The organism is Fulvivirga sedimenti (assembly GCF_020328055.1).
In genome coordinates this window covers 1-17,576 of record NZ_JAIXNE010000011.1, presented here as the reverse complement: position 1 = coordinate 17,576, position 17,576 = coordinate 1, and the positions used below count along the sequence as shown (strand labels likewise).

The following is a 17,576-nucleotide window of genomic DNA, read 5'->3' as shown; positions in this document are numbered from 1 at the left end:
TGTACTGTCAAATGATCCTGCTGATATCACATCCTGACAATGCGGTGCTCTTTTCAATCAATTTACCAAATTCTTCGGTTGAAAAGCTTAAATCTTTCACCTTTCCTCGTCGAATAATTTTTCCACCGGGAAATTCCCTGCCATCAAGGATTGCCATAATATCCTTTGCCGCGGTTGCCGGACTACGCATTCCCCACTTCGCAAAGTTATAGATTGCCTGAAACCAGCCTGCACGGCTTCGTGCAATTCCCGAACGAAATGTTCCCGGATCAATGATGTATACAGATGTTTCAGGCACTAACGTAAAGATCCAGCAGCCAAGCATCTGCAGGCAGGCTTTACTGTTACCGTATGCATGTAAAGGTTTATAGGAATCCAGGCACATCAGATCATCGAAATTAATCGTATACCAGCGCGCTGCCTGTGAACCTGTAATAATCACCCGGGGGACAGTCTTTACTGAAAACAATTCACACAGAAGGATGTAGTGGGAAAGGTAATTGATCATGAATGTCTCCTCCACCCCATCGGCGGTTATATGTGGCTTTTCTCTACCAAGAATTCCTGCATTGCATAAAACAATGTCTATTCGGGGGAAATCCCTGGCAATCTGCACGGCTACGGATTTTACGTCAGACTGACTTGAAAAATCAGCTACATAGAAACTGGAATTTTCATGATTCCGGGCAATGCCTGCAAGCAGTTCACGGTTTCTTCCAATCAGAATAACATGATCATCACCGCCAAGGAGAGTTTCAGCCACATATTTCCCCAATCCGGAGGTTGCCCCGGTGATAACAATATTACGGGGCATTATTTTCTTGGTGGCAATGGTACGAGAGCGGATACACGCTTCCGGTAAGCCTCATAACCTTCCTTTCTCATCTCTCTTTTCTCCATCATCGGAATACTGATAAAAACAAACAGAATGATCATCATTACCATTCCCGATATCAGCCAGTACATGCCAGAAAGAAATAGTGGAAGGCTAAACAAAAATATACTTACCCAGAAGGAGATCTCCCCGAAGTAATTCGGATGACGGGACCATCCCCATAATCCGGAATCCATGATTTTGGTTGAGCCGGGTTCCCGGGACAACCGGAATCTGCGAAGTTGGTTATCGGCTGCTGCCTCAATTACAATCGCACCAATCCCGACGATCGTGGCAATAAAATCGATTACTCCTAATCCCGAAGGATCCTGAAAGATATAATAAAGCGGAATACACCCAGCAAACACAAGAACGGTCGGAAAAAGATGAATCCCCAGGAAACTTACCAGCCAGTAAAAAATGCCGGTGTCTTCGGAAAGCTTGGTATATCGCCAGTCTTCATGAACCATGCCCGGCCAGCTTCGCGCCCAGTTCCATGTCAGTCGAATTCCCCAGGCATTTACAATGGTAAGAACAATCATATTTCGGATAAGATCGCCTTCCGCTCCAAATTCAAAGAACCACCAGAAGGCAATAAACATGGGATAAACACTCCAGTAAGGATCATACATACTTGAATTGCGTAACAGCAACGAGAACAAAAAGATGATCACTGTCGCCGCAAAATCGGCCACGGCCATATTGATGATAGGGTTTTCAATACCCGAATTCAGCAATATGATGGCAGAAACGGCAAATGAGATGATATAGGCAAGAATTACTATTGAAAAGCTTTGCGCTTTGTTTAATTTGGCTGGCATAGAAGCAAATAAAATGTCAAAAAAAAGTTTTAAACTCCCTCCTCTTTCTCCGCTGATAGGCACGAACCTTATAAACTACATCCGTATTTCACGAAAGAGAAAGATCGCAGGAAGATACTGGCTTAAATATATACTTACAATCCTAATTATCTTAATTTTTACTCCGCTGCGCTGGTATGAGCGTTGGTATCTGCGTAAAAAACGTTCGCATCGCATTGAGAAGCCGGTATTTATCCTGGGACACTGGCGAAGCGGAACAACCTTGTTGCACAACCTCCTTTGTCAGTCGCCCAATGCGGCCTTCGTTACCACATATCAAACTGTATTCACACAATACCTGGGATCATCAAAAATTTTGAAACCATTCATGGGTTTCATCATGCCTGATAAAAGGCCAAGTGATAATGTAAAGTTAAATGTTGATTATCCCCAGGAAGAAGAATTTGCCCTGTGCAATCTCACTGAAGCTTCCTATTATCACTTTTTTTACTTTCCTGATGATACTACAGAATACTTCGACCGCTATGTGCGATTCAGTCATGGAGCAGACAAATGGAAAAATTCCTATGCTGAACTTTTAAGACGTGCGGGATACATCATGCGGGAGCGCCCATACCTGGTGATTAAAAATCCCGTAAATACAGGACGACTCGGAGTGCTCCGCGAGCTTTATCCCGATGGCCGGTTCATTCACATTTACCGAAACCCCTATGTAGTATTCCTCTCGACTAAAAAGTTCTTTCTGGAACTCATGCCCACGCTTTGGTTTCATGAATTCAGCGAAGAAGACATCGAAGAAATGATCCTGGAAACCTATTTAAAGCTCATGGAATTATACGACCGGGATCACGCATTAAACGGGCAGGTCGTAGATGTCAAATTTGAGGAGTTTGAAAAAAACCCGTTAGAATCACTCAAAAATATCTATGAACAGTTAGGTATGACGATGTTCGAACAGGATCGCTCCAGCTTTGAGTCCTATCTGGCCAGTCAGAAAGGATACCGTAAAAACAAATATTCCATCTCCCGAAGAGAGTATGATCTTGTCACCAACAGGTGGCAGGTCTACCTCGAGAGATGGAATTATGGCTTACCTCCAAATATGGAGATAGTCGATTAGAGTGTTGTACGATTAAAAACGATATCGATGCTCACCGTTTTAATCACAAAAGAATTATCCGGATAAATTTCTACCAGCGGGTAATTGGTTACAACTCCTGAAACCCCTGTTTCAGAAACAACCAGCTGATCAAGGATAAGTGGAAATGCCTGATCCTGAATGATGAGGTTCAGTGTAAGCCTGTTCCGGTTTTCAGTGATGCTCCATGTACCAAACCGTTCTGAGGGAGTTGATTCATTTTTACATGCATAAAAGATCTCAAAATTCTCGCGAAGGTCGATCACAGTATTCGGACCGTTGTCGCACGGAGATGCAACATAGAGCTGTTCTGCGACAAGGGTGGTGATATTTTCATCCGCCATTAATTCCATGTCGTAATAGGTGACATCTTCGTTAAGAATCACCGAATTCAAGGAATAAATACCAATTAGCGGGTCAACTTCAGGTTCACTGTCATCATCCCCACAGGCGGAAACTAAAAATAAGGATACTACCGCCATCATACTTAAAAGTCTGAAAATTGTCTTCATGTTAAAATTGTTGGTTAATGGGCACCAATATAACGCTTTTATTTTTTTGAACCTGATTTTAATAAATTCGCAATGATTTTCTTCAGATGAACATAAGAAATTACTATTTTCCAATCATGAAATCATTTTTTCTGACACTCACCTTCATTGTTGTCATCATTTTTTCAGCTTTCAGTCAGGATTATGTCCTTTCCGGAACAATAAAGGACAAAGCAACAGGGCAGCCCATGGCAGGCGTAAATATTGCCATTAAAGACACCTACATCGGCACCATCAGTGACAAAGACGGAAAATTCAAGCTTGAATCCTCTAAACTACCCCCCTTTGTAATCCGAATTTCCATGATGGGCTATTCCACCCTTGAAATGGAAATCACAGCACAGACCAGCGACCTTGACATCACACTTGAGGAAACCTACATTTTAGGCCAGGAGGTGGTTGTTTCGGCATCGCTGATTGAGGAAAGTTATCTGCAGACACCGGTGAGTATCGAAAAACTGGGCATTAGTGATCTTAAGAGAACTACTGCCGCTAATTTCTATGATGGTTTATATAACCTCAAAGGGGTAGATATGAACGTTCAGAGTCTCACCTTTAAAACACCCAATACACGCGGATTTAATGGTAATACCAATTATCGTTTCAATCAGTTTGTAGACGGTGTTGACAATACCCCTGCAGGATTGGGCTTCTCTGCGGGAAATATATTTGGACTATCACAGCTTGATATTGAAAGTGTAGAACTATTGGTGGGCGCATCAAGCGCACTCTACGGACCGGGTGGAATGAACGGGTCACTGTTGATGACCAGCAAAAATCCTTTCGACTACCAGGGATTAAGTGCTTCTATGCAGGTGGGTGTGATGCATCTCGGTGCAGATTACAGGGACAGCCCGACTCCCATGACCGACTTTAATCTGCGATATGCTAAAAAGATAAATAATAAGTTAGCATTTAAGGTGGTCATGAGCTATCTGGAGGCCACCGACTGGCATGCGGCAGACTATCGTGATAAAAACAATCTCGATGACCCCCGATCCACCCGCCAGAATAACGAAGGATATGACGGTGTGAATGTGTACGGAGACGATATCATCGTGCCTGTAAACCTTTCAGACGTGGCACCGGATGTGGCTGCCGGACTGGCAGAAAGTGTTGCAGGCCTGGAACCGGGAACTCCGGAATTTGATATGTATGTAGACAGTGTTTCAGCGCTGTTTCCCAACCAGGTGATCAGCAGAACCGGATGGAAAGAAAAGGACCTGGTCGACTACAATACAAGAAATTTACGTATTCAGGGTTCACTGAATTATCGGTTCTCTGAAAAATATGAGCTTATCGTTGCCGGCGGATACGGCAATGGAACAGCGGTTTATACGGCGCAAAACCGCTTTTCACTCAGTAATTTCTCCACCTATATGGCACGGATGGAATTGAAGAGTCCGGAAGGGTACATTCGTTTATGGACAACAGGCGAGAACGCGGGGGATACCTACGACGCAGGAACGACTGGGTTGCTCATGAATGAAGAATGGAAGCCAAGTGAGCAGTGGTATACAGATTATATCGGCGGGTTCGCCCAGGCATTTATTGTACTCGGATTCCCGTTGGATGCCGCTTACTCTTTTGCGCGGGGTGCTGCTGATAACCGGTCACCGGAGGGTACTGTTTTGAATCCCTCAAGGCCCGCCTTTCCTCTGCCCGGATCAAATGAATTCAACCAGGCATTTGAAAAAGTAACCAATCAGGTGATTCCAGACGGAACGCTGGTGATTGATAAAACGAGCATGTCCAATGCAGAAGCACTATATAATTTTAAGAATCACATCAAGGCGTTCGAACTGATCGTTGGTGGTCAGTTCAGGCATTACCGGATCAATACCGAAGGAACCACGTTTTTTGATGAACCGGGCGCCCCGGTCAATACGTGGTGGTGGGGAACCTTCGCGCAAATTGGAAAGTCGGCCTTCAAGGATCGACTCAAGCTTACCTTCTCAGCCAGGTACGACAAACATCAGAAATTTGACGGTATTCTTACGCCAAGGTTTTCCATGGTATATGCACTGGATGAGGAGCAAAAACACAGCATTCGCGCTTCCATTCAGCGCGCATTCCGTTATCCGAGTGTGACCGATATGTTCGTTGACCTGAATGTAGGTGCATTTCATGTGATCGGAGGATTGCCTGAGGTACATGATAAATATGGCATCCGATCAAATCCGGTATATCCACTCACCGGCAGCAACCCGATTACCGATCGACCATATGTTGATGACGGACCGCTTGAGCTACCTGTTTTCAGACCAGAAAAAATGACCGCCCAGGAGTTGGGATACCGTGGATTATTCTTCCAGGATGTTCTTCTCGTGGATGCCTATATTTTCCAAAATATCTACTCGGGATTTCATGCTGCACAGTTACTGGCCATCAATCCCTTTACACCTGAGGAGAAAAAATATCAGACCACTGTTAGCTCAGATTCCAGGATCACAACTTTCGGATGGGCGATCGGAGGAAATCTACGACTACCGAAGAAATTCCGCATCAATGGCAACATTGCGTATAACTCAATTACAAATGATGAAGTGCCTCCCGGATTTCAAACCCAGTTCAATACGCCCGACTATCGCTTAAACCTGGGAGTTGGCAAGGATGAAATCGTACGGAATTTATCGGCCAACATTAACTGGAGATGGCAGAACAGCTTTTATTGGGAGTCAACTTTCGGCAACGGAGAAATCCCTGCTTACAATACCCTCGATGTAATGGTGGCGTATCGCATGCCGAAAGTTAAGTCCATTTTGAAGTTGGGCGCATCCAATGTTACGAACCAATACTACACTACCGGATTTGGAAATGCCCAGATTGGCGGATTGTACTACGTTACGTGGGAATTCAATGAATTCTTTAATTAAGACCGGCATATTTCCCCGGTGACTTTCATCCAATAGAGACCTGTACAATAGCTTCTAGCAAATTCTAGGCAGCTGTTCACCCGGCAGCATCTGAATAATCCGCCGGCCACCAATAGCACTTTGCATGACTACCTGGCCAGCGTGTTGATCCACGACTCTTCCGATGATACATGCATCTTCACTTCCCGGCAGACCATGCAGCAATTCAACCACATCGGTGGCATGCGCAGCATCAACAAAGCCTACGAAAATGCCTTCATTCGCAACATATAATGGTTCGAGACCCAGCATCTCGCATGCGCCATGTACCTGAGGGACAATAGGAATATTATTTTCGTTTATTTCGATCCCAACTTTTGCTTGTCTGGCAATTTCATTGAGAACGGTGGCAACCCCGCCGCGGGTTGGGTCGCGAAGCAAATGTATTTCCGGCCCGAATTCATCAAGTAATTTCATGATGATCGACGCCAGGGATCGTGTGTCACTCTGTACTTCAGTTTCAAAGGAAAGTCCTTCCCGCTGCGACATGATCGCAATTCCATGATTTGCGATGGTGCCACTCACGATGACCGCATCTCCCTCTGTCACACGTCCTGCATCAATCTCAGCTCCCGGATGAACGGTCCCGATTCCTGTAGTATTTACGAAGATCCTGTCGCCCTTGCCTTTTTCCACAACCTTCGTATCACCGGTAACAACCTGCACGCCTGCATTTTCAGTGGCTTTTTTAATGGTGTATATGATCTCCCACAGTTCCTCCACCGGCAACCCTTCTTCCAGTATAAAGCCCAGTGAAATATAACGGGGTTTTGCGCCGCACATCGCCAGGTCGTTAATCGTTCCATTTACCGCGAGGTCGCCAATATTGCCTCCGGGAAAAAAGATGGGTGAAATAACAAAACTGTCTGTTGTAAACGCCGTCTTACCGCTCAGATCGAGGATTGCACCGTCATGCCGGCTGTGCAAAAATTCATTGTCAAGAAGCGTAAATACACCTGAATCCAGCAGTTGATTGGTGAGTGCCCCTCCACTGCCATGACCAAGGGTAATTACATCAAAATCAAGGGGAGGCATCGGGCAGGAGAGTGTAAATCCATTGATCATGATACAAGTTCGTTTTGGCGTGAATAATGATAATATGCCGCACAGGCACCTTCTGAAGAAACCATCGGTGCGCCCATCGGATGCATCGGTGTACAGGCTTTGCCAAATTGCGGACATTCATGAGGTTTCATAAGACCTTTTAACACGTTGCCTGCCATGCATTCCACCGGTTCCTCGACCTTCTCAGGGTTTATTTCAAATTTCCGGGATGCATCAAATTCTGCATATTCATCATTGAGCTCGTACCCGCTCATCGGAATTGTTCCAATTCCGCGCCAATCGCGATCAGAAACAACAAAGACCTCCTCAATTGCGGCAATGGCATTGAGGTTTCCTTCTTCCCTGACAATCCTCGAATACTGATTCTCCAGATCATATCTGCCTTCTTCCAGCTGCTTCACGGTCATCCAAATTCCCTGAAGTAAATCCACCGGCTCAAAACCGGTCACTACGATTGGAATTTTATACTTTGCTGCAAGAGGATAGTATTCACGGTAACCCATTACAGTACATACATGCCCTGCTGCGAGAAAGCCCTGGATCCTGCTTTCTGGATCTGAAAGGATGGCTTCCATGGCAGGGGGTACAAGCACATGGGAAACCAGGAGGGAAAAGTTTTTAACAGATTCTTTCTTTGCCAGAATTACTGAAAGGGCGTTTGCCGGAGCGGTGGTTTCAAATCCAACTGCAAAGAAAACCACTTCTCTTTCTGGGTTGGATTTTGCAATGGCGAGCGCTTCCAGGGGGGAATAAACCATTCGGATATCACCACCGGCAGCCTTTGCCTGAAGCAGGTTTTTACCGGATCCCGGTACGCGTACCATATCCCCAAAAGAGCAAATGATGGCCTTCGAATCAAGCGCTAAACCAATCGCTTTATCAATCATATCAATAGGAGTGACACAGACAGGGCATCCGGGACCATGAACCATGGTAATCTCCCGGGGCAGCATATCAAGAATCCCGTTGCGAACCAGACTATGCGTCTGTCCGCCACAAATCTCCATGATTGTCCAGGGTTTCGTTACCGTGTGATGTATCTCCGTCAGGAGACGTTTTACCACGTCGGCATCCCGATATTCACTCAGAAATTTCATGGCCCTTCCTTTTTGGTCGTAATACCGAGTTCCTCATCAACCTCCCCCACTTCTTTCAGATAACTGAATACCCTGATCGCCTCCTGCTCATCGATGATTTCCAATGCCACACCCACATGCACTAAAACATAATCGTTCAGTCCTGCAGATGGAACCATCGATAAATTCACAACGCGAATAATCCCTTCAAAGGAGACTTTTCCAGTACGAAATGCAGGGTCTGCATTTTCATCCAGTTCAATTATTTTTCCGGGTATGGCCAAACACATATCAAATCAATTTTCGTAGAAATTATCAGCATACTCTTCAGCCGCAACCGCACTGGACGAAATTCCGTGGTGTATTAACTGGCCGAATGAAATATTCTCATCGTTCGGACTTAATTCCTCATGAAAGTACAGTTCAAATTTTTCCTGCATCAAAGAAACCAGCAGATCAACCATCACATCATTCTGAAATACGCCACCGCTAAACGCTACCTTGCGGTAATTATGCGACCGGGCCTTAAAGTGAATTGCCTGAACAAGCCCGGCATGAAACTGCCAGGCAGCATCGGCTGTCGGCATTTTGTTGGTAAGGAATTGATGAAAACGCAATAAATGATACACGGGCGACATACATTGCTCAAAATCTATGGGGCGGAGATTTTTTTTGTCTGAAGCCGTTTTCGCTAATGCCTCAAGCTTCACTGCCGCTTCTCCCTCATAGGTGGTACTATAACCAAGGCCGGCCAGACAGGCGGCAGCATCGAATAGCCGACCTGCACTGCTGGTTTGCAGATTGTCGCCCTTTCGTAAAACCTTATGGTAGTATTCCCATTCCTGCTGGTTGAAACAATCCTTTATCGCCTGTTCGGCAATTGTGCCGTGCAGTAATGACAGGGCAGACAAACGTGGTTCCCTTGACATTTTATCACCCAGAATGTGCGCAAAATATGCCAAATGACCGATGCGGCTAAACCTGTGGTTTTCATAATTGAAAAATTCCCCTCCCCAAACCTGTCCATCCGTACCATATCCTGTACCATCCCAAATAACCCCAAGAACAGGCTCACCACTTTCGATGAGGCCATTTTCTCCCAGCACAGCGGCAAAGTGGGCTTCATGATGCTGAATTTTCCAGACAGGAATCGTGTGCGATTTTGCCAGCTTTTCTGCCAGGATGGTTGATAAATACTGGGGGTGCATATCTGCCAGTATTTCGCGGGGGGTAAAATCAAGTACACCGGCTAACTTTCCGAGCGTGTGTTTAAAGCTTTCATGGGCATCAAAACTATCCTGATCTCCAAGATACTGGCTTACATAAGTATTTTCACCATGCTGCAGTGCAAAGGTACTTTTAAGCGATGCGCCCATGGAGAGAACCGGATCGGTGCTTACACTTTTCCTGGCCAGGTAATTCGGGGCAAAGCCGCGGGATCTCCTAAGGATGATACGTTTCCCATGTTCAGGTGTGAATTTGATTACTGAATCATCTTCAGGAAGCGTAATGTCACGATCATGAGTAATGATAAGGTCTGCAATCCAGGAGAGGGACGATAATGCCTGTTCATTGTTGTAAATGATCGGTGCTCCACTGATATTTGCACTTGTTGCAACCAAGGGACTCCCGAAATCCCTTGCGATAAGGGCCAGAAGCGGCGCATAAGGCCGCATAATTCCAAGCGATGTCAGTCCGGGCGCAATCTCATTGACCTGTAAATCCGACTCCATGCTACCCTTACAGTTAAAAAGCACAATGGGAGCTTCGACAGACATGTAGGCTTCGAGTTGCTGCGGTGTTGTTTCTACATCAGAGAGCAACATCTCTTCATCAGGATACATCAGGGCCAACGGTTTCGATGGCCGCCCTTTACGTTGCCTGAGTAATTGTATGGATTCTTTATTGGAGGCATCGCACAAAAGCAGGAAGCCTCCGATGCCTTTTACGGCAATTATTTTTCCTTCATGTAGCGCTGAATAAATCCGCTGAAAAATATCCGGCACTTCGCAGGGCTGTTGTCCGTTTTCAGCAATACTGAGTGTGATTCCGCATACAGGGCATGAATTCGTCTGAGAATAATAACGGCGGTCATAAATGTCGTCATATTCATTTTTGCATTCAGAACACATATTAAAAGGCTGCATTGTTGTTCTGATGCGATCATAGGGAAGGCCATCAATGATGCTGAACCGTGGCCCGCAGTTCGTACAGGTAATAAAGGGATATCTGAACCTCCTGTTTTCCGGGTCGAAAAGTTCCTTCTCACAAGATGTACAAATGGCATAATCGGGTGTAAGCAGGACGGATTTTTCTGAATTGTCCTTACTTTCAATAATTTGAAATCCATCAAATTTTGGCCGGGCAACAAGTGTTTCAGTCCGGTTTATGATTCGGGACAGTTTGGGGGGATTCTCACGAAGGGCATTCAGGAAATCCTGAACACTTGCCGGTTTACCCTGAATTTCAATATGTACTCCGTCCGGGGCATTATTCACCCAGCCATTCAGAGAGAATTCCTGCGCAAGCCGATACACATGGGGGCGGAAACCCACCCCCTGAACTATACCTTCAATATGCAGGTGAACGGTTTTCAATGCGTATGGGGTGTAATGGTTACATGTGCGAGCTCATGTTTAAGCCAGGCAACCCAGGCATCCAGTCCGGATTCCTTCGTTGCAGAAACCTCGAAGAATGTGAGGTGATGGTTTACACGAAGCGCATATTCCTTTGCCTTTTCAAGGTCAAAATCGAGATACGGAAGTAAATCGGTCTTATTGATGACGCAAATATCGGAGGTCTCGAACATCGTGGGATATTTGATGGGCTTATCCTCTCCTTCCGTTGTACTCATAATCACAACCCGTTTGGTTTCACCCAGGTCGAACATCGACGGACAAACCAGGTTGCCTACATTTTCGATGAACAGGATGCTATTCTCCTTTGGCTGTAAATGTTTCATGGCATGCTGAACCATATCCGCGTCCAGATGGCAACCCTTTCCGGTATTCACCTGCATCACTTTAGCACCGGTAGCATTGATGCGGTCGGCATCATTTGTTGTTTGCTGATCCCCCTCAATCACCATGATGGGAATTTCATCTTTCAGCAACTTGATAGTCTTTTCGAGCAACGTTGTCTTGCCGGAACCCGGCGAACTTACCAGATTGATCGTAAGGATATTTTTTGCCTCCAGGTAACCCCTGTTTCGTTCAGCCATCAGGTTATTTTTTGTAAGTATATCACGCTCAAGATCGATCACGGTATGATCATGGGAATGGTGATGATCGTGGTCATGATGGTGATGATCGTGATGATGGTCATGGTGATGGTGCGCACTGGCGACTTCACCTGGCATCAGATATTTTACAGCGTCATCGGTATCGCATCCGCAGGTAGCACACATAACAGGTTAGTTTAAGGTTAATGATTTTACTTTTAGTTCCTTTCCCTGGATGATATCATTGAAGTATTGATGGCATTCCGGACAGGCATCGAAAATTTGCTCCATTTCAAATTCCCTCGAACACTCCAGGCATTTTCCGATTCCGGGGATTTCATTGATCTTTCGCTCAGCACCATCGAGGACAGTTGATTGTACAGCCACATCCCAGACAAATTCAAGTGAGCTCAACTCCACACCGGATAATTTGCCGATATCCAGTTCAATTTGAGTAACATGGTTTGCGCCCGCCTTGGTTACTTCCTCACGGGCGATTTCCACTATACTCATGGCTATAGAGAGCTCATGCATAATGTCAGGCCTTTTTATTTGCCGTGCGGATCTTCCGCACAATGAAAACAACGAGCATGAGCGACAGCAACAAGGGCAATATATGCCAGAATGATGTCAGGTAGTGCAAGGCAGTACCGCTCCAGCTGCCGTGGCCCGAATGAGCCATGCTGAGCATGGGGTAAAAGCCAAGTGCTCCGGTAAGGGTTAATTTTTTCATTCTGTAGGGATTTTAAATTTTTGGTAATCCGAATTTCACTTCAAAGAGGTTATTGTTGTTTTGACAATTTACCATCATAATGATAGGCATCTGACGGGTTGAAAAGTATGACAATTATCAACCCGTGTGATGAAGGTAGTCATTACAAAAACTGTATAAATTATTCATCTTCATAGGGTAAAGTCCCATCCAGTGACGTCTTAAACTTACTGTGCCATGTTAAATATTGAAGTAAAGAAGCACGAGTCACGAACCCTATATGAGGAGGCTGTTGAAAAAGGTTACTCCCGGCGTGATTTCATGAAATTCTGTACCACTATTGCCGCCTTCATGGGTCTGGAAACAAGTGGTATAGCACAAATCGCACAGGCGATGGAAACTAAAAGCCGCCCGGCCGTCATTTGGATGCATTTTCAGGAGTGCACATGTTGCAGTGAGTCCTTCCTCCGCTCAACCCATCCATTGGTTGCAGACCTGTTGCTGGACAAGCTCTCGCTTAATTATACCGAAACGCTACAGGCTGCTTCAGGACATATGGCCGAGAAATCGTTGCATGATACGCTTGAAAATCATTTTGGGGAATATATTCTGCTGGTGGAAGGTTCGGTTCCGGTTGGAGAAATGGCTGCATGTTGTTGTATTGGAGGTAAGTCTGCAGAACAGATAATTCAGGAAGTTGCAGAGGGCGCCAAAGCCATTGTAGCCTGGGGCAGCTGTGCTTCCAACGGTTGTATTCAGGCCGCCAAACCAAATCCTACCCGTGCGACACCGATTCATAAAATCTTAAAGAACAAGACGATCATCAAGGTTCCTGGTTGTCCGCCAATTGGCGAAGTGATGGCAGGAGTGATTGTTCACCTGATGACCTTCGACCGGTTACCTGAGCTTGACCGGATCGGCCGGCCAAAAGCATTTTACTCACGCCGGGTTCATGACAGCTGCTATCGCCGCCCGAATTACGATGCAGGTCTTTTTGTGGAAAGTTTTGATGATCCCAATGCCAAGCAGGGATATTGTCTGTACAAGGTAGGCTGCAGGGGTCCTGTAACCTACAATGCATGCGGCATAACACGATGGAACGGTGGCACCAGCTTCCCCATCCAATCGGGTCACGGATGCATCGGATGCAGTGAAGCGGATTTCTGGGACAACGGTCCGTTCTATCAGCACCTGGCAGCATTTCCCGGTTTCGGAATTGAATCGGATGCGGATAAGATCGGTCTGACTGCAGCGGGAATTACCGCCGCCGGACTAACGGCACATGCTATTGCAACTAATATCCGGAAGCGAAAACTGATCACACAGCATATAGATGAAGGCAAAGAGGGGCTTGACAAAAAATCATCATCATAAATTTGATCATCATGAGCAATCGCATTGTTATAGATCCCATCACCCGAATCGAAGGTCACCTGCGGGTAGAAGTTGAAATTGAAGACGGAAAAGTAGTAGATGCCTACAGTTCCGGAACAATGGTCCGTCTGATCGAGGAAATCGTGAAAAACCGCGATCCCCGGGATGTCTGGGCATTCGTTGGCCGGGTATGCGGGGTTTGCACCACCGTACATTCACTTGCCTCGGTACGCTCGGTAGAAGATGCCCTGGGCATTGTAATTCCGCCAAATGCTGAACTGGTAAGGAATCTGATGTTCTGCACCCAGTACATGCATGACCACGTAGTCCATTTTTATCACTTGCATGCGCTGGATTGGGTGGATGTGGTAAGCGCAACCAAAGCTGATCCGATAAAGGCTTCAGAAATTGCACAAAGCATTTCCAATTATCCAAAAAGCTCTCCGAAATATTTTGCAGATCTTCAGAAAAGACTTAACACCTTCATTGCGAGCGGTCAGCTTGGAATTTTTGCCAACGGCTATTGGGGTCATCCCGCTTACAAATTACCTCCCGAAATCAACCTGATCGGTGTTGCCCATTACCTGGATGCACTGGAATGGCAAAAGGAAATTGTGAAGGTTCATACTATTTTCGGCGGAAAGAACCCGCACCCGAATTACCTGGTTGGAGGTATGGCATGCGCCATCAACGTGAATGAGGCTAACGCAATCAATGCCGAACGTCTGGCGATGGTTGGCCAGCTGCTTCACCAGGCAAAGGATTTCGTGAACCAGGTGTATGTACCCGATGTACTGGCAGTTGCCCCGTACTATTTTGACTGGGCTGAATTGGGCGGCGGTTTACCTAATTACCTGGCTTACGGAGACCTTCCCACAAACGGATACAATGATCCTGGCAGTTTCAAATTCCCGAGAGGTGCTATTCTCAACAGGGATCTCAGTAAAGTGCATGAAGTCGACCCGAAAGATCCTTCCCAAATTCAGGAATTTGTGAAACACTCCTGGTACTCCTACAGTGATGGTGACGATAAAGGCAAATTTCCCTGGGATGGCGAAACAAAAATGAATTTCACAGGACCCCAGCCGCCTTATGAGCACCTGAATGTTGAAGATAAATACAGCTGGGTGAAAACACCGCGATGGAAAGGGAATCCGATGGAAGTAGGTCCGCTGTCAAGAATGCTGGTTGGTTATGCGCTTGGAAGGGAGGAATATACCGAAGCTGTGAATGGAGTACTCAATAAACTGGGAGTACCTGCAGAAGCACTGTTCTCAACCCTCGGTCGCACGGCTGCCCGTGCGATAGAAACGCAGCTCGTGGCGAACTGGGCTTTGGAGTTCTACGATCAGCTTTTGATGAATATTAAAAATGGTGACGAGCGTATGGCTACAAATGATTCCTGGGAACCTAACTCCTGGCCGGAAACAGCTCAGGGCGTTGGTACTACAGAAGCACCGCGCGGTGCACTGGCGCATTGGATCGTCATCAAGGACAAAAAAGTGGCAAATTACCAGCTTATTGTTCCTTCCACCTGGAATTCTTCGCCACGCGATCCCAGCGGACAGAGATCAGCTTATGAATCTGCGCTCCTGGGAACTCCGGTTCATGATCCTGATCAGCCAGTCGAAATTTTGCGGACCATCCACAGTTTCGACCCCTGTATGGCTTGCGCTGTTCACCTCTACGATGAAAATGGTAAGCATGTTCATCAGCTTAATACATTCTAGATATGACTACCTACCGACTTACTTCCGTTCTGCACCCCATGAGGAGGGTCTACATCTTTACCATAGTAACCCGGCTCTTTCATTGGATAAACGCATTGTCAATTGTTATCCTTGCTATTACGGGATACATAATTGGTAATCCGCCCGCCATTTTAGCGGCTCATGAAGCGTACGATGGATACTGGTTCGGAACAGTACGTTATATCCATTTTGTAACAGCCTATATCTTTCTGTTCAATTTCATTATTCGGATTTACTGGATGTTTAAGGGGAACAGGTTTGAAAACTGGCGAAATTTTTTGCCTACGAGCAAAGCATTTATCCAGGAAATGTGGGATGTCATCAAGATTGACGTATTACTGGTAAAGAATAAGCATGTTGTTTCATTAGGGCACAATTCACTCGCGGGAGTTTCTTATCTGATGCTTTTCATTTTGATGGCTGCACAAATCACTACCGGGTTCGGACTGTATGCGGCTATGAGTGACTCCTTCATTGCAGGATTATTCACCTGGGTGGTTCCCCTATTCGGCACAGATGCCCTGGTTAGAGTCTGGCATCATATCTTCATGTGGGGCTTTATCGTTTTCACCATGGTTCATATTTACCTGGTATTCTATCATGACTATGTGGAAGGCCGCGGTGAAGTTTCCTCCATGTTTGGAGGCTGGAAATTTGTTGAAAACGAATGTATCGATGAAAAAGAATGTACAGATTTTAACAGGTAAACATGGAAGTTAAAGACAAAATTTTGGTTTTAGGAATAGGTAATCTCCTGCTGGGTGATGAAGGCGTAGGTGTTCAGGCTGTTCAGTATATGGAGAAATTGGATCTTCCGCCCGATATCGATGTCCTTGATGGCGGTACGGGCGGGTTCCACCTGCTGGAAATCATTCAGTCCTATCCTACCGTTATAATAATCGATGCAACTATCGACGGACAGCCAGCCGGAGCGATCAGTATTCTGGAACCCTATTTTGCCTCTGACTATCCTCCCTCTCTCAGTGCACATGACGTTGGGCTGAAAGACCTGATCGGAAGCCTTTATCTTCTGGGAAAAGTTCCAAAGGTTTATCTGCTTACGGTTTCTATTGAGGGAATACAACCCATGACGATGAATCTTTCTGAACCAGTGCAAAATAACCTTGAGAAAATTGCTGAAGTTGCCCGGGAGCTTGTTTCAGTGATTCGACACCATCAGCCTGCGGATGCCTGAGAATTAAACTCATAGCCTGAAAATACACCCATCCCACATTCAAAACCTTGTCCATTTTACGAAAGTGTACACCTGTTTTGTTCATTTTCGTACAGTTTCCGATGGCCGAAAAATGCTAATCGCCTGATTTAGTGCATGTTAACTTATTGGCACCACCCTTGCCATTTAACAGACAGGTCAACAAAGGTCAAAAACTCAAAATAATTACAACAACAACAAAGAAGGTCAAAAACTCAAAATACAACAATCATGAAACTCTTATTTTCAACCCTGATAACATTTGCTTTGATCGTCAACACTGAACGCCCCGCGTCTGTGGAACCCGAAGCCTCTACCATCGCTCATTTCGTTCCTGCTACTGAAGCCAGCTTCGGTTACGCAAGTCCTTACTACCTCGATATCGATCGTGACGGTAAAAACGATTTCGTTTTCCAAACCGTATCGGTAGGTCTTGAAGGAAGTGTACACACCAAATACATCATCCAGGCATTGCAGGATCACCAGGTAATGGATATTGCCGGAAGTGCCGCCATCACTGAAAAAGGTGAAAACATCTCCATGGATATGCCACGCGGTAATGTTCGCTGGAGCGAGGCACACGGTGAGATCATCGAATCGGTTTATAACGGTGAGTCCCTCAACTGGAATGGAACCTGGTCTGGTGACCGTGCCCAGTACCTCGGCGTGAAACTTGTGAAAGATGGAAAATCATACCTCGGATGGGTACGTGTGGAACTCAACCCCGAAACTGAAAAAGCATTCGTAAAAGAATACGCCATCAACAGAACACCCAACGCGAATATCGCATCAGGTGACATGTAACAGAACTTTTGAGGTTAGTAAACAGATACAGAAATTATTCCCTCAACAATAAAAAAAGCCCC

Annotated in this window: 17 protein-coding genes; 7 read left to right on the top strand and 10 right to left on the bottom strand. The window is 45.8% G+C overall.

What is annotated here, in order from left to right; all coding sequences use genetic code 11:
• Nucleotides 1-7: 7 nt before the first annotated feature.
• Nucleotides 8-814, bottom strand: coding sequence for an SDR family NAD(P)-dependent oxidoreductase (locus tag LDX50_RS30325; RefSeq protein WP_225700066.1), 807 nt, complete (start codon nt 812-814; stop codon nt 8-10).
• Nucleotides 814-1,695 carry a DUF1295 domain-containing protein gene (locus tag LDX50_RS30320; protein ID WP_225700065.1) on the bottom strand — a complete coding sequence of 294 codons (882 nt, stop codon included), beginning with the start codon at nt 1,693-1,695 and terminating at the stop codon, nt 814-816. The genes LDX50_RS30325 and LDX50_RS30320 overlap by 1 nt, the downstream gene beginning before the upstream one ends.
• A gap of 13 nt (nt 1,696-1,708) precedes the next feature.
• Between LDX50_RS30320 and LDX50_RS30315 the strand changes: the two genes are divergently transcribed.
• Nucleotides 1,709-2,815 carry a sulfotransferase family protein gene (locus LDX50_RS30315; RefSeq protein WP_225700064.1) on the top strand — a complete coding sequence of 369 codons (1,107 nt, stop codon included), beginning with the start codon at nt 1,709-1,711 and terminating at the stop codon, nt 2,813-2,815.
• Here LDX50_RS30315 and LDX50_RS30310 read toward each other — a convergent pair.
• Nucleotides 2,812-3,345 carry a hypothetical protein gene (locus tag LDX50_RS30310; protein ID WP_225700063.1) on the bottom strand — a complete coding sequence of 178 codons (534 nt, stop codon included), beginning with the start codon at nt 3,343-3,345 and terminating at the stop codon, nt 2,812-2,814. The two genes, LDX50_RS30315 and LDX50_RS30310, sit on opposite strands and share 4 nt — an antisense overlap.
• A gap of 116 nt (nt 3,346-3,461) precedes the next feature.
• On the opposite strand from LDX50_RS30310, the gene LDX50_RS30305 reads away from it, so the two are divergent.
• On the top strand, nt 3,462-6,260 hold the full coding sequence (locus tag LDX50_RS30305; protein WP_225700062.1) for a TonB-dependent receptor: 2,799 nt from the start codon (nt 3,462-3,464) through the stop codon (nt 6,258-6,260).
• Nucleotides 6,261-6,314: 54 nt separating this feature from the next.
• Here LDX50_RS30305 and hypE read toward each other — a convergent pair whose 3' ends face one another.
• The 7 genes from hypE to LDX50_RS30270 are packed head-to-tail and all read right to left on the bottom strand — an operon-like array spanning nt 6,315 to nt 12,393.
• Nucleotides 6,315-7,364: a hydrogenase expression/formation protein HypE gene (gene hypE / locus LDX50_RS30300; protein ID WP_225700061.1), complete on the bottom strand. Its 1,050-nt coding sequence runs from the start codon at nt 7,362-7,364 to the stop codon at nt 6,315-6,317.
• A complete protein-coding gene (gene hypD, locus LDX50_RS30295) occupies nt 7,361-8,461 on the bottom strand; it encodes a hydrogenase formation protein HypD (protein WP_225700060.1) in 1,101 nt (366 codons plus the stop codon). The genes hypE and hypD overlap by 4 nt, the downstream gene beginning before the upstream one ends.
• Nucleotides 8,458-8,730, bottom strand: a complete 273-nt coding sequence (locus LDX50_RS30290; RefSeq protein WP_225700059.1) for a HypC/HybG/HupF family hydrogenase formation chaperone — start codon at nt 8,728-8,730, stop codon at nt 8,458-8,460. Before LDX50_RS30290 ends, hypD begins: the two co-directional genes overlap by 4 nt.
• Nucleotides 8,731-8,736: 6 nt before the next feature.
• Nucleotides 8,737-11,037, bottom strand: a complete 2,301-nt coding sequence (gene hypF, locus LDX50_RS30285; RefSeq protein ID WP_225700058.1) for a carbamoyltransferase HypF — start codon at nt 11,035-11,037, stop codon at nt 8,737-8,739.
• On the bottom strand, nt 11,034-11,846 hold the full coding sequence (gene hypB / locus LDX50_RS30280) for a hydrogenase nickel incorporation protein HypB (RefSeq protein WP_225700057.1): 813 nt from the start codon (nt 11,844-11,846) through the stop codon (nt 11,034-11,036). The genes hypF and hypB overlap by 4 nt, the downstream gene beginning before the upstream one ends.
• Before the next feature lie 6 nt (nt 11,847-11,852).
• On the bottom strand, nt 11,853-12,194 hold the full coding sequence (gene hypA, locus LDX50_RS30275) for a hydrogenase maturation nickel metallochaperone HypA (protein ID WP_225700056.1): 342 nt from the start codon (nt 12,192-12,194) through the stop codon (nt 11,853-11,855).
• A gap of 4 nt (nt 12,195-12,198) precedes the next feature.
• Nucleotides 12,199-12,393 (bottom strand): hypothetical protein, encoded by a 195-nt coding sequence (locus LDX50_RS30270; protein ID WP_225700055.1) that lies wholly within the window; start codon nt 12,391-12,393, stop codon nt 12,199-12,201.
• 216 nt (nt 12,394-12,609) lie between these two features.
• Between LDX50_RS30270 and LDX50_RS30265 the strand changes: the two genes are divergently transcribed.
• From LDX50_RS30265 to LDX50_RS30245, 5 genes are all read left to right on the top strand, one after another.
• The gene (locus LDX50_RS30265) at nt 12,610-13,746 is read left to right on the top strand and encodes a hydrogenase small subunit (protein ID WP_225700054.1); all 1,137 of its coding nucleotides are present in this window, start codon (nt 12,610-12,612) and stop codon (nt 13,744-13,746) included.
• A gap of 11 nt (nt 13,747-13,757) precedes the next feature.
• Complete coding sequence (locus tag LDX50_RS30260; RefSeq protein ID WP_225700053.1) at nt 13,758-15,476, top strand: nickel-dependent hydrogenase large subunit; 1,719 nt, start codon at nt 13,758-13,760, stop codon at nt 15,474-15,476.
• A gap of 2 nt (nt 15,477-15,478) precedes the next feature.
• On the top strand, nt 15,479-16,204 hold the full coding sequence (gene cybH / locus LDX50_RS30255; RefSeq protein ID WP_225700052.1) for a Ni/Fe-hydrogenase, b-type cytochrome subunit: 726 nt from the start codon (nt 15,479-15,481) through the stop codon (nt 16,202-16,204).
• 2 nt (nt 16,205-16,206) lie between these two features.
• Entirely contained in the window at nt 16,207-16,692 is a 486-nt protein-coding gene (locus tag LDX50_RS30250; protein ID WP_225700051.1) for a hydrogenase maturation protease, read from the top strand.
• Nucleotides 16,693-16,941: 249 nt separating this feature from the next.
• A complete protein-coding gene (locus tag LDX50_RS30245; RefSeq protein ID WP_225698740.1) occupies nt 16,942-17,514 on the top strand; it encodes a hypothetical protein in 573 nt (190 codons plus the stop codon).
• Nucleotides 17,515-17,576 lie beyond the last annotated feature (62 nt).

Bases quoted from the DNA above. Each gene is read 5' to 3' on its own strand.
- LDX50_RS30325 (WP_225700066.1), bottom strand. From the start codon at position 814: ATGCCCCGTAATATTGTTATCACCGGGGCAACCTCCGGATTGGGGAAA.
- LDX50_RS30320 (WP_225700065.1), bottom strand. From the start codon at position 1,695: ATGCCAGCCAAATTAAACAAAGCGCAAAGCTTTTCAATAGTAATTCTT.
- LDX50_RS30315 (WP_225700064.1), top strand. From the start codon at position 1,709: ATGTCAAAAAAAAGTTTTAAACTCCCTCCTCTTTCTCCGCTGATAGGC.
- LDX50_RS30310 (WP_225700063.1), bottom strand. From the start codon at position 3,345: ATGAAGACAATTTTCAGACTTTTAAGTATGATGGCGGTAGTATCCTTA.
- LDX50_RS30305 (WP_225700062.1), top strand. From the start codon at position 3,462: ATGAAATCATTTTTTCTGACACTCACCTTCATTGTTGTCATCATTTTT.
- hypE (WP_225700061.1), bottom strand. From the start codon at position 7,364: ATGATCAATGGATTTACACTCTCCTGCCCGATGCCTCCCCTTGATTTT.
- hypD (WP_225700060.1), bottom strand. From the start codon at position 8,461: ATGAAATTTCTGAGTGAATATCGGGATGCCGACGTGGTAAAACGTCTC.
- LDX50_RS30290 (WP_225700059.1), bottom strand. From the start codon at position 8,730: ATGTGTTTGGCCATACCCGGAAAAATAATTGAACTGGATGAAAATGCA.
- hypB (WP_225700057.1), bottom strand. From the start codon at position 11,846: ATGTGTGCTACCTGCGGATGCGATACCGATGACGCTGTAAAATATCTG.
- hypA (WP_225700056.1), bottom strand. From the start codon at position 12,194: ATGCATGAGCTCTCTATAGCCATGAGTATAGTGGAAATCGCCCGTGAG.
- LDX50_RS30270 (WP_225700055.1), bottom strand. From the start codon at position 12,393: ATGAAAAAATTAACCCTTACCGGAGCACTTGGCTTTTACCCCATGCTC.
- LDX50_RS30265 (WP_225700054.1), top strand. From the start codon at position 12,610: ATGTTAAATATTGAAGTAAAGAAGCACGAGTCACGAACCCTATATGAG.
- LDX50_RS30260 (WP_225700053.1), top strand. From the start codon at position 13,758: ATGAGCAATCGCATTGTTATAGATCCCATCACCCGAATCGAAGGTCAC.
- cybH (WP_225700052.1), top strand. From the start codon at position 15,479: ATGACTACCTACCGACTTACTTCCGTTCTGCACCCCATGAGGAGGGTC.
- LDX50_RS30250 (WP_225700051.1), top strand. From the start codon at position 16,207: ATGGAAGTTAAAGACAAAATTTTGGTTTTAGGAATAGGTAATCTCCTG.
- LDX50_RS30245 (WP_225698740.1), top strand. From the start codon at position 16,942: ATGAAACTCTTATTTTCAACCCTGATAACATTTGCTTTGATCGTCAAC.